Annotated in this window: 9 protein-coding genes and 1 riboswitch; all 9 genes read right to left on the minus strand. The window is 44.5% G+C overall.

Features of this window, described 5'->3' with window-relative positions:
• Positions 1 to 44 precede the first annotated feature (44 nt).
• The 9 genes from A3EU_RS0128125 to A3EU_RS0128170 all read right to left on the minus strand — a co-directional run bounded on the left by A3EU_RS0128125 (position 45) and on the right by A3EU_RS0128170 (position 12,177).
• Positions 45 to 1,058, minus strand: coding sequence for a PspA/IM30 family protein (locus A3EU_RS0128125; RefSeq protein WP_020539524.1), 1,014 nt, complete (start codon positions 1,056 to 1,058; stop codon positions 45 to 47).
• 81 nt (positions 1,059 to 1,139) lie between these two features.
• Positions 1,140 to 1,679, minus strand: a complete 540-nt coding sequence (locus A3EU_RS0128130) for a hypothetical protein (RefSeq protein ID WP_020539525.1) — start codon at positions 1,677 to 1,679, stop codon at positions 1,140 to 1,142.
• A gap of 125 nt (positions 1,680 to 1,804) precedes the next feature.
• The gene (locus A3EU_RS0128135; RefSeq protein ID WP_020539526.1) at positions 1,805 to 5,461 is read right to left on the minus strand and encodes an AAA family ATPase; all 3,657 of its coding nucleotides are present in this window, start codon (positions 5,459 to 5,461) and stop codon (positions 1,805 to 1,807) included.
• Positions 5,458 to 6,678, minus strand: a complete 1,221-nt coding sequence (locus A3EU_RS0128140) for an exonuclease SbcCD subunit D C-terminal domain-containing protein (protein ID WP_020539527.1) — start codon at positions 6,676 to 6,678, stop codon at positions 5,458 to 5,460. Before A3EU_RS0128140 ends, A3EU_RS0128135 begins: the two co-directional genes overlap by 4 nt.
• A 183-nt stretch (positions 6,679 to 6,861) precedes the next feature.
• A complete protein-coding gene (locus tag A3EU_RS0128150; RefSeq protein WP_020539529.1) occupies positions 6,862 to 7,194 on the minus strand; it encodes a hypothetical protein in 333 nt (110 codons plus the stop codon).
• A gap of 206 nt (positions 7,195 to 7,400) precedes the next feature.
• On the minus strand, positions 7,401 to 8,369 hold the full coding sequence (locus A3EU_RS32245) for a T9SS type A sorting domain-containing protein (protein WP_020539530.1): 969 nt from the start codon (positions 8,367 to 8,369) through the stop codon (positions 7,401 to 7,403).
• Between the two features lie 15 nt (positions 8,370 to 8,384).
• Complete coding sequence (locus tag A3EU_RS0128160; protein WP_026211625.1) at positions 8,385 to 10,256, minus strand: TonB-dependent receptor plug domain-containing protein; 1,872 nt, start codon at positions 10,254 to 10,256, stop codon at positions 8,385 to 8,387.
• A gap of 127 nt (positions 10,257 to 10,383) precedes the next feature.
• Positions 10,384 to 10,576, minus strand: a riboswitch (cobalamin riboswitch).
• A gap of 53 nt (positions 10,577 to 10,629) precedes the next feature.
• Positions 10,630 to 11,544, minus strand: coding sequence for a hypothetical protein (locus tag A3EU_RS0128165; protein WP_020539532.1), 915 nt, complete (start codon positions 11,542 to 11,544; stop codon positions 10,630 to 10,632).
• A gap of 3 nt (positions 11,545 to 11,547) precedes the next feature.
• The gene (locus A3EU_RS0128170) at positions 11,548 to 12,177 is read right to left on the minus strand and encodes a hypothetical protein (RefSeq protein WP_020539533.1); all 630 of its coding nucleotides are present in this window, start codon (positions 12,175 to 12,177) and stop codon (positions 11,548 to 11,550) included.
• Positions 12,178 to 12,267 lie beyond the last annotated feature (90 nt).

The following is a 12,267-nucleotide window of genomic DNA, read 5'->3' on the forward strand; positions in this document are numbered from 1 at the left end:
GCACGAAAAAAAAATCGCGTTTTCTTTTCTGCGCAATACTAATGCTATTTGAACAAGTTGTCGTAGCCTTCTGAAGCGCCATCGGTTCGTTCTTGCCCTTGGGCAGTGCGCTTTGGAGCAGAGCCAAGGTCAAGCGTATTCGTACGCTCTCCTTCTCCTAGCAACATCAAGGTACTTTGCTGTTCCCATTGCTCAAGCATCCGGAGGCCGTCTTCTTCAAAAACACCGTTTTGCAAGTCAACAGAATCCATAAAGTTGGCCGACATTTCCATGAAGCGCTCCATTTCCCCTACTTTGCTGGCTACGTCTTCTGCTACAGCTTCCATTGCCATGTCAAACATTGCACGCTTATCAGGGTCACCAGAAATAACGCTCATCGCAGACTGCATAGCAGAATGAGAAGCACGAATAGCCTTGCGCTCCTGTTCCTTGAGTTTAACCTGATCTTTAGTGTCTTCCAGCAGGATTTCAGAGTTGTCATGCATCTTATTTAAAATGCGAGACATCACTTCCATTCGCGAGTGTAGCGCTTGATATTTTGCGTTACTTTCTTTCAGGCGAGCTGCTTTACGAGAAGCAAGTACCATTTGCTGGTCCATGTTTTTCGCCTTAGCGGCACTGGCCAGTTTCATTTGCTTATTGATTTCGGCTTCGTTGCCCTCAATAAGGCCCAGCATGTGGCGCATCTGGCCGCGAAGCTTCCCTATTTGAGTGCGCATTTTTCCAAGGTTGCTTTCCAGATCTTCAATGTAGGATTTTAAAATCCCAATAGGATCAATGTTGACAAAAATCCCTGTAAGCCCGCGCATGAAGCTTTTGTAAGCATAGCCAATTAATCCTCTCATTTTAGGATCAAGCACCATATAGGCGACAACACCTACAACGGCAAGGGTACCTGCCAAATAAAGCGTATTCGCAAATATTGCTCCCCAATTAACTGTGGTCAGTAGATAACCTGCGCCAGCTACCAGTGCAGCAAGAAAAAATAAACCGGTAATCCCTTCTGGTCGTTTCCAGAAAGATTTTTCTTTACCCATGTTAGGCATTTCCGTAGACATATTCGTTGATTTTAAGCTAGTGGGTAGTTAATTAAGTATTGCGCAGAAAATAAAACGCGATTTTTTATTTTCGTGCTGTTCTTAAAGGAAACGATCAATATCGGTGACGTCTTGATCAATCTGGTTGTGTAGCGCTTTTAGTGTTGCTTCAAAACGCTGATGAACATCGTTGATACTATCTTGTGCCGATTCTATGGTTGCATCAGCTTCCGAGATGGTTTTCTCAGCGGCTGCTTTGAGTTTTTGTAACTCTTGAATCTTTGCTTCGTACTCCGTTAAACGTTTACGTAGGATTTCTACTTCTTTACGTTTACCGTCAATTTTGGCTTTGATCTGCTTCTTTAGTGCTGCATCAAAGCTTACTTTCTCTTTGTCCAGTACGTTCTTATAATGAGCAGCTGTTTTTAGTAGTTTCTCCTTTGTTAGCCCCATGGTAGAAGCTGTTGCAAAAGCAGATTTAAAAGCTACCTCTTCCTCTATATCCAAGGCCTGCAAGCGTTCCAGGGATTGCTTGAATTCCAAATAATCAAAGCCTGGCAGGTTCTCCCGCTCTAAAGCACCTACCAGCGATTCCATGCTGCGTTCATCAAGGCCGTGGTGGGCACCAAAAAAGTCTTTCATCTAAACTATGTTTTATACAAATACAACTTCACAATAATAATTGTTACTATCGAAGAAACCTAAACCAAGGCGAAAAGATGCTAAAATTAGACCAGTAAAGGTTGTTTTTCGACAGGTATTAATATCTAGCCTCTTATTTCCAAGTGACTAAACCCATTGCTCTGTTTCTGTAATTGAATCTGAACACCAATCCGTTCCTTCAATGCTTTTACGTGAGAGATGATACCAATCGTTTTTCCACTTGATTGTAAATTCTCCAAAGTGCTAATGGCCAAGTCGAGACTGTGCTCGTCAAGGGTACCAAAACCTTCATCAATAAACAAGGATTGAATCTGTGCGTGCCGCCCTGCCAGGTCCGATAAGCCCAAAGCCAGCGCAAGACTTATCAGGAAGGATTCTCCTCCGCTGAGGGTGAACATACTACGGTGGTTATCCGCCTGGAAAGTATCAATAATCTCCAGTTCTAATTCGGCCTGTGGTTTCTTGCTGATGAGGTAGCGACCATTGAGTCGCTCCAAATGCTGATTGGCTAAAACAACCAGACGCTGAAGGGTTAGCCCTTGTGCAAAACTGCGAAACTTCTTGCCGTCTTTCTGCCCTATCACTTCATTGAGCTGTGCCCAACGGTTGAAATTCTGCCTTTGGGTTTCAATTTTTTCTAAGAGTTCCTTGAATTGAGCTTCTCTGGCCAATTGCTGGCGGTGTTGCTGCTCCATTTGGCCCAAGGCAACCAAAGCTTGTTCTTGCTGTTCTTTGGCCGCACTTAGCTGTTGGCGATTCTCTTCTTGGTTGTTTAACTCCTCTTCTTTTGGGCGGAACTTTTGTTCTTCAGTGGTGGCTTCTTTCAGCGCTCTATTACTTTCCGCGATTTTTTGCTGAAGCGCTTGCTGGCGATTTTGCAAAGCTTGTTCCTCCTTCGCGAGTAGCAAGTCTTTTTGAGCAGCGGCTATATCTGCATAACCTAACTTTTTACTAGCTAGTAGCAGTTGGTCGCTTAGCTGCTTAATCGCTAATTCTCCTTCGCTGATTTGGATTTGGGTATCCTTAATGGACTGTCGGGTGGCAACATTAATTTCCTTTTGTTCTTGTGTTTGCTGTTGCAGTTTTTCCCAGCTGTTTTCGGCGTTGCTCAGTTTTTCTTCCAATTCTTTGCGAGCCTCCTCTACACTTTGTCCATCCAGTAACTTTGTTCTCCCTTTCTGTAATTTTGCGCTTTGGCTTTCCAAAAGAGATAGAGCTTCTCTGCTTTTAATCAAGCTTTTAAGATGCTTGTCCAGTGCTGTTTGTGCTCCTTCTTTCTGAGATAAGGCTACCGATAGTTCATTCACCAATTGTTGGCTTCGTTCCGTATGCGTTCGGTAACCTTCTGCTAATGTGGTCAATTGGTCAAAAGTATCTCTTGCAGTCGAAAGGTCAAAGGTGAAACCCAGCGGCGTAAGGTAGGCTTGAAGCTCCTGTTGGGCATTTGTGAATTTTTCTTGTTCTTGCTTCAGATCATTTTCTGCCCGCTGCAACTGCACCTCAATTGTTTCGAGCTTTGCTTTATTATTCAGATAGTTGCGTTCTGTCACCTGAAGCTCTTCTGTGGTCGTTCTTAGTTTTTTGCCTAAATCCTCTAAAGCAGCTTGTACCTTCCGCCACTGGCTAAGCTGCTGTTCGATTGTTTCGATTTGTGAAGAAAGTGCTTGCCCCCGAGCAGTAAACACACCATCTTGACCAGGATGCACCAAGCCCGCTATCTGTTCTTCGTACTTCAAAAGTTTGTTGCGTTGCTCGTTGATGCGACCACTGAGCGGCTTCAAATCGTCGCCATAAAGCAAATCTATCTCTTGGCTGAGCTCTGTTTCTTCTTGTAAGACCTTCCTTTCCTTTTCTTTTAGTTGCTGATATTGGTTTTCTATCTTGGTTAGATCGTCTTTTGCCTGGTCTACAAACGGTTTTACCGGATGCTCATGGAAAGGATGATCAGTTGACAAACACAGTGGGCAAGGGTCACCAGCTTTTAAGGTCTCCCGGTCCTTCTCGTAATTCGCAATCAATTGCTGTTGCTGGTAAATATTTCGGCGGAAGTCTAGCGCTTCCTGAACCTGTTCTCGCTCTTCCACCAGATTCAAAAGAAGCTTGTTGTTAGACTGTTGTCTGGCACTCAATCCAGAAAGTCGTTCTTCGTACTGCTCTTGCTCCTTCAACAGCTCCTGATAAGCTTCATCAAGCGTTTTTAATTGCAAGAGCAATTGTTTCTTTTCTTGCAGTTCAATGATGGCATTATTAAACCGCTGGGTGCTGTCTTGTTCTTCGGGATTAAAGTTTTGAGGGAGTAATTCATCAAAAGCTCGTTGTTCCTGGAGTTGCCTTTTTTCTAATGATACGTAGGCTTTCTCTAGTTCTTCCGTCAGTGCTACTTGCTCTTTTTGTTGGCCAAGAAGTTGCAGTTGCTGCTTTTGGTATTTATCCAACTCAAGGTACACTGCCCGTAAACTTTCTCTTTCGCGTTCAATGAGCGGTAGCCGAGCAGGAAGGGAGTTGTACCTTTCATGTTTTTCCAGCCATGTCTGTACTTTTTCCTTTTCCTGACCAAGGCCCAGTTGCTTTTCAGTGCAGGTTTTTAGCGCAGCTTTGAGGGTTTCTTCTTCCTGAATACCATGCTGTAATGCAGACTTCGAAGCACTGATCTGTCTATGGAGACCTTTGATCTGCTCTTCCAGGATTTCTGCCTGTCGGAAAATAAGTTCTTTCTTCTTTGCGGATGACTTTAGCAAGCTATGCTGCTGCTTGGCTGCTTTTACTTGCTCCGCTAGTCTTTTTATATTATTGGTTTGTGCTTCTTCTTTTTCTTGAAGGCTGATGACTTGCTTAGATAAGCCTTCGTTTTTTTCTTGGCGGAAAGTTAGTTCCTGAAAAGCTTCTCGCTGGGGCTGTAGTTTTAAAGATTGTGCTAGCCGCAATGCTTCGGGAGCAAAGGCATCTTTTTCTTGCTGAAGCTGCGCCTGTTCAGCTTCAATGGCTTGAATTTTTCCAGAAGCTTCCTGCCATCGCTCAAATTGCTGTACAACGGCCTGGATTTTCTCTAATTTTTTGCTTTGTTCTTCTACCTGTTTTCTTGCATCAGCTAACATTTCATTGGTGATGGCCTCGCCTTCCAGTAAGCCCAATTGAGCCTGTTGCTCTTGCAAGTTCTTCAGTTGCTGCTCCTCCAGGCGATAGCGCTCAAATGCAGCCGTTGAAATTTGAGAATAAATCGCTGTGCCGGTGATTCGCTCCAGCAAGTCGCTCTGCTCTTTATCACTGGCCTTCAGGAAAGCCGCAAAATCTCCTTGCGATAGTAGAACGGAGCGGGTAAAGCGCTCGAAATCAAGTTTTGTAATTTCTTTTATCGCTTCATCGATTTCCCTGATTTTCTCGGCGATGGGCAGGAAGTTCTGCTTTTCTGCTGACCATTTTGCCAACTCTCTTTCTGGTGCCAGCAGGTTGCCGTCTACCTTGTTGCGAGCCCGGTGCATGCCCCATCTAGCGAGGTATCGTTCGTCGTCAGCAATAAACTCTACTTCCGCTAAGCATTCGGTGGTGCCGTAGCTGAGTACTTCCTTGTGGGCATCTTTATCACGGGCTACTTTCCCGTAAAGGGCCAATGTTATGGCATCCAGGATAGTCGTCTTCCCTGCCCCGGTATTTCCCGTAATGGCAAAAATATCGGCATGCGCCAGTGGCGGCTGCTCAAAATCGATGGTCGTTTGCAGCCGGAGGGAGTTCAGGTTTTTGATATGTATACGTAGTATCCTCATGCTTCTTGTTCCGCCATCCAGTTTTGTAACTCCCGAAAAGTTGTCACTAATTCTTCCAGCTTTTCTTCGGGGAGCTCGCCTTGGCTAAGGCATTTTTGTCGAAAGACTTCTTCTACGTCTAGGTCCTCTAAGTCGGGGACTTCTGCGAGGGTATGCGCCAACTCACGGTAAGGCCGGTTAATTCTGATTTTTACCAACTCCAGTGGCATCTCCTGGCAATAGTCCCGCAGAATTTGGTCGAGTTGAGGAACGTAATCTTCGGTGTCGATAATTACCTCTACCCAGGAAGGTAAGGGGCGGTCCATTTTTGCGGCAAACCGATCCAGCTTTTGCTGAACGTCTTCTAAATCGCCTTGGATGGTTTTTAAACGACGGAAATTTTCTACAGATTTCGCTTCAATCTGTGTCAATGCTTTGCCGGAGAAGTGGAGGATAAATACTTGCTTATCATCTTTGGTTTCGCTAAAACTTAAAGGCACAAGAGAACCCGAATAACGAACGTGATCGACGTCCTCTACCTTTTGTGCCCGGTGAATATGGCCCAAGGCGACGTAATCAAAAGCAGCTGGAAACTGCCCAGCTTCCATGTTTTCTCGATTACCAACGTAGATATTGTCTTGTTTGTCGGAAGCTACCGACCCTTTCGCGTAAAGATGCCCCATCGCGATGACTGGTAACCCTTTGTCAGCATAAGGTTGGGCCAATTCTGCCAGGCTTTGGTAATGCTGCTGGAGACCTTCTTGAAGTCGAGCTTGGCGGCTTTGTTGCTCCTCTCCTACTTTGGTGATGCGGAGGTCCCGGTCTCTCAAAAAGGGAACCGCCGCTACAATTAATTCTTCCTCCCCTTTGTCGTTTTTTAAAACCAGCAACTCTTCTTCAATATTATCCGTAGCGGCACCAATAACGTGAATATTGAAGCTTTCCAAAAGTTCTCGTGGAGCATTGAGCATTGCCGGAGAGTCATGATTGCCCCCAGTAATTACAATGTGCCGACAGGTAGAATTTAGTAAACGGCGAAGAAAGCGGTAATAAAGCTGCCTCGCCTGGTTGGGAGGGTTGCCAATGTCAAAAATATCACCAGCTACCAAGAGCACCTCAATCTTTTCTTTCTCAATGACAGAATGTAGCCAATCGAGGGCCATCCGAAACTCTTCGTGACGGTCCATTTGCAGGAGTCGCTGCCCAAGATGCCAATCAGAGGTATGCAGAATTTTCATCCTGCCAAGATAGGAAAAGATTATCCATTAGGACAGCGGCCACAACGCTTTCCTTTTTTGTGTTTTTTACAACATTTCTTTTTGAGCTTCTTACCCTGTACGGTGGCAATCGGACAAGGGAATCGTACTTCTGAGGGAAGTGTACCTTCCTGGTTGCTTTTTTTAATAGCCATGACCTAAGAATTACGGTTGAGAGGTATAAAAGTCCGTGTTCGACTTGTTGATCAGACAGTGCAAACGATAATAGTTAGCCGTTATGAGTGCCATCTTTTTAGTTGGACAGTCTTTGGCAACGTAAACAAGTTCTCCCGTCCTACTATCCGATGGAGGGGTGACCCAAAGTGCCGATAACCACTTATTTTCTGCTTGTTGCAAGGCAATTGGACTCGCACTGGAAATATACTCCTGGAGTTCACCCTTTTGCAAGCCCATCCCTAGTACTAAAGGATCTGACTGTTCCTGTGAACTAAGATCATCCAGGCAGATGGTGGCAAGCTGTTTACTAAGATTATTCATCGTCTGTAATTAGAATTGCAAATATAGTAAACGATTTATTATTTTGATTTAGTCTAAATAAGATTTGACATTAAAAACACAAAACCAACTGGCCAGTTTGCTACAATCAGGTTTCGCGGGCTTCAGTCCGCACTTTGAATGCAGTAAAAATCCATGCGGACTGAAGCCCGCGAAACCTAATTTTAAGACTAAGGGTTCGGCGAAGTCTACAACTTCATAAAACGTTGCACATTCCACTGTTCACCATTTGTAAACCGCAGCGAATACTGACCACTAGAAAGTGTTTTGATATCAATCTTGTTCACCCCAGTAGACAAATGAACTGATTTAACCAATTGCCCATTTGTATTAAAAATGTTTGCGGTACCAGTAGTAGCCACTGGCCATTCTAGTTGGAGGTAATCGTGTGCCGGGTTTGGATATAGCGCTACATTCCAATCCAGTTGCTGGTTCCGTACATTCAAAGGCATATCGCTGGTTGTAATATCATCTACACAAATATAGGCAGGCGTATTCATGCCAAATTCCTGGCTATTGTCGGAAGAAGTCAACCCTAAGATCAAGTGATCCACATTTCCCAAAGGAGTTAGGTCTATCTGCGTCCAGTCGGTTACGATATAATCTTCACTGTTGTCTGCAAAGCGATAGTCAGCAAGGTAAAATTCAATGACTTCGTCTTTGATTTCGCCCCCAAGCTCCCCTTGGATGGTGAGAAGGAAAAAGTCTGGATCATCGCCCGTTTCTCCACCGAAGCGTTTGGCAGGGTTACCGCCATTTAGCATGCTCAAGTAGGCGTAAGTGTTGTTGTTGACGTAAATACTGTTTACGGGCGCGCCTGCTGCATCACCAGTTAATTGTATACGCTCTGGAAAAAACGCGTAAGTAAGCGCATAAGTAGTGCTGCCATTTGCGCCCTCCCCTGCTGCCGAGGAATACTGGTTGGTGTATCCGGGAGTAGAGGTGTCGGTAGTTGCAGAAATGGCCCAACCTCCCCAGTAGTCGTAAACTTCATCATAGAAATTACCCAAGCTTACACTTCCGCTTGTGAAAGTGCCATCAGGAGCTTGGTTGTTGAATTCTCCCTGACTTAACCCCATGTCTTCGAAATCAGTGGTCGTTTGAGCAGACAGTACGCCGGCAAAAAGCAGCACGAAAAATAGTAGATTGTTTTTCATAAAATGGTTTTGTTGTTATGTTTTAAGCAAAAAATCTGTTTGGATACCCACCCGCAGATGCCTACCCGGCATGGCTCTTCTTTCTATGACCCGATACGTCGTATTCCAAAGGTTGTTGACTTCCAGAAAGCAGCGAAAGCCGGTCTCTTTTTCAAGCTTTTGCCAAATGAGATGAAAATCGCCTAATTGATAAGCCGCCAAGTCTGCATTCACACCTTCTGTTTCACTTACGTAGCGATGGGTATACCGGAAAAGGAAATGGCCGACTTCCCAACTCAGCTGTAGGTTGGCCAAATGAATGGGGGTATACCATAGCTGCGTTCCTTTCTCAATCGCTGGATTAACAACAGCTTCTTCGTAAGTAGATTTGGTGTAATTGTACCTGGCATCAACATCTAACCTGCCTCTGCCTGTCGGGAATGAAAGTATTCCGGTAAACTCAAGTCCACGGCTCCAAACGCGGGTCACATTGCCGGCAGACCAGAAAACATTGCCGTCCTGTTGTGCCCATTGTATCCAGTTATCTACCATGCGATTGTAGACGGTAGCCCCAAAAAAGTATCTGCCCTCATCATCGTATTTATTGATTTCTAGTTCCTGGGCCCAGGATAGCTCCGTCTTTAGGTCAGGGTTGCCGCCGGGAATCCAGTAAAGATCATTTAGGGTGGGAACCCGAAAATCACGGCTAACGGCTCCACTCACGCGCCAGTACTGTGGAAATTCTTTGCTCATCTCCACACGCAATGCCCAAAGCGGGTCATGGTCATCTATTTGATGAATCCGCGCCAGGAGTGTATGCTTAAAGGTGGGCGTAAAATGGTAGGTAAATCGTTGGTACAGCCCTTTTTGTTCTTGCAATCGTATTTGGCGATATTCTTTAGCTTCGGCACTTGCGCGAATATACTGAAGGCCGCTTTCCAAGTCCAAATTACCGATAGTCTGGTAGCGTTTGCTTTGCCAAGTCAGTTGATTAAAAGTACTCGGCGCATCTATCCCAGCAATTGGATCTTGATAATAAATATCTTCCTTGTTATAGGCCAGTTGGTTTTCCCAAACAGCTTTGCGCCCTCTCGCTTGCCAAATTAGCTGCTGTCGCCAGAATTGATCCTCCTGGGTCGCCAAACTTAGGTTTTCTACTGTTGTTGGAGGTAGGTTTCGGTTGGTAGTTTGTTGCCATGCGTGAGCTGTGAGTCTGTGCTTAGGATGAAAATCCCAAAATACCGATTGCTGCCAGGCTTGCTGCTGAAACTCTGCGTGACTCAATCGTTGTTCGGGGAGGTCGTCGCGTAAGCGAAATGGGAAGTCGTTGGTGGCTTTGTCAAACTGCGCACTTAGCTTAAAGCGTAATTTCTCGGTACCACCACTAAGTCGATGAGCACTATGAAACAGCCCAAAACTGCCCGTCGTGAAATGGTGAGCCATCCGAAAAGCAGTATCTGGTCGATCTGTTTTAAAAGAAATGCTTCCAGCTACGGCACCGCTGCCCATTGCGGCACTCTGCCCTCCTCCATCAACCTGAGCTTGATCGATATGGATGGTTGGGATAAGCGAAAGATCCACCAGACCTAGCATAGGACTTTGCAGCGCGATGCCGTTCCAGGTGATGGCTGTTTGCCCAGCCGCTCCTCCACGTAGAGAAGCCGTAGCCAGGCTGCCAAGCCCATAAGTTTTGATAAACAACATCCCGCTTTCTTCCAATGCATCCACCAAGCTTTGGCCTACATATTTTTGAATATAAGGCGTTGGTGTACTAACTGGCCCTGTCGTATTCTCCGACTTCACCGTAACCAATGGAAGCTCGGCATGACGCACACTATCTCTTTCCTCTTCCTGCGCAGAAAGCACAAATGGGATAAACAACACCAATATAATTACAAAACGAATCAAATTAATTACATTTCCCTTTCAGATAGGATACAAGGAAAATGCACACTGGGTAGTTACCCACGCAATAGCCGGGGCACACCAGTAAAGGTTAGCATTTCCTCCTTCTTTTCCTCCGAAAGATTTGAAGAATTATGATGCATTACTGGCAGGTCTTCTGGCTCACTTCTCTGTATTGTTGCCTTCCCGCGTTTAGCAGTGGCACAAAAAACAATACATTCAACGAAGCTTACAGCAGCGGGGACTGCTCCGGATTCTCACCGGATTCCCTTTTAAAGTTGATGTTAATTACTAACATCAACTACCGTAAAGCGGGACAAAGATAGGAAAGATATTGGGTGTTTTGGAAGCAAACTTCAAGCACCCATTGAATATCTTAGTTGGCGCATTCGCCCGGACAAACATAGGTTACAGTTTTCCCATTAACCATTACCGCGTATTTAACAGTAGTATCTAAGTTCCACTCCGTTGATTTACTGAAGGCTGGGGAATCATCCAGAACCTGAGAGAAAGCAACTTCATATTCAGTAGGTGTTGAAGACTGATTACTCAACTGAACCTCCAACTCTTTCTTCTCATTTTGAAGGACTATTATTCTCCTATTCAATGTTTTAATATTAGCACTGCACGTTGCATTTTCTGAAGACTGATTTCTTAACTGAACTTCTAGCTCCCTCTTCTCATTTTGAAGGACTGTTATATTCGTATTCAATGTTTTAATATCAGCGGCGCATTCAGAAGCTTGAGCTGTCAATTCTTGGGCTTCTGCTTCGCACAAGTTGGCTCTATCTCTCATTTTGTTTCGCGCTTCTTTGACCGTAGTCAATTCCTCTTCCAGGTTTTTATTACGACGCCTCTCTTGATCGCGTTCATTACGATACCTTTGTGCTTCTTCAGCAAGTTCACCATTTCCTTGTAGAATGATAAGTCGTTGACTATCGATTACTGCAATTTCTAGTTTAATAAGTTCTCGTTCTCGTTCAAGTTCTAAGATTTCTTCGGTTAGGTTTTCTTTTGCAATTCTAGATTCGGTTTTAGAATCATTGTATTTTCCCGTAATGAGGTTGACTTCTTCTTGAGAAGCATCATATTTACCCGTAATAAGGTCAATTTCTTTTTGAAGCTCTGTGTTGTAATGGTCAATTTCTTCACACTCCGTAATGATACGATCACTGGTAAAGGAGTTGGCCAGAATGACAAGTGGCAATAACAAGTACAAAAGATTGATAGCGATACGCTTACTTTTGCGGCGTTTATTGTCGATTTCTTTGAAAAAGGAAAGAAAATTCATGGCTTAGCGTTTTAGGGTTTTCTTGGAGAAATTCAGGAATACTTGGTTGAATAAGCTGCCCTTAATGATGAGTGAAAGGGCAAATAGTGCCAATATTCCAATACCGATGTACAGGGCGATAGTCGTCGCCAACATCCCTACTACCTTGATATCTTCCTTTAGAAAATCATAATGGCGCAAAAGAACAATAGCGGAAAAAATAACCGCAACGAGAAAAAGGAGACCTACCGCAGTCCTAAATACCTTGTTTTCTCGGACGGCGTTTTTATTAAACTCCAATTGATTATCAAGCACTTCGTCCAATACACTGTTGGCCTCATCGCCTATGGCCAGATGACTGGCTGCCAAGCTGTTGTCGCCTTTGCTTAGATCGTCTAAAAAGGCAATAAGCGCCATATTGATGCGATTCGTCTCTACCCGAGAATTCTCTTGGGTTATGGTAGCTCTTGTAGCTTGACGTTTAATTTCATCATAATGTGCTTGAAGTGCTTCCAGGTTAGGAGCAAACTCGGGGAGTTGTTGCCGCAATTGTTTAATCACCTCATCTGTTTTGCCGCTGATGATTAATTGCGTATAGTAGGAACGAAAGTTCAGCGAATTGACAGCTGGACTTTGTGCATTGTTTGAAGGCATTGAATTTTGGATTAGAATAGGTGCAAAAAAGGTTTCAACAGAAAATCAAAAATAGCTAACTAATAAATGAGTAATTACTCCCTAGTAGAG

It is taken from the genome of Lewinella cohaerens DSM 23179 (assembly GCF_000379805.1).
In the GTDB taxonomy this organism is placed as follows: domain Bacteria; phylum Bacteroidota; class Bacteroidia; order Chitinophagales; family Saprospiraceae; genus Lewinella; species Lewinella cohaerens.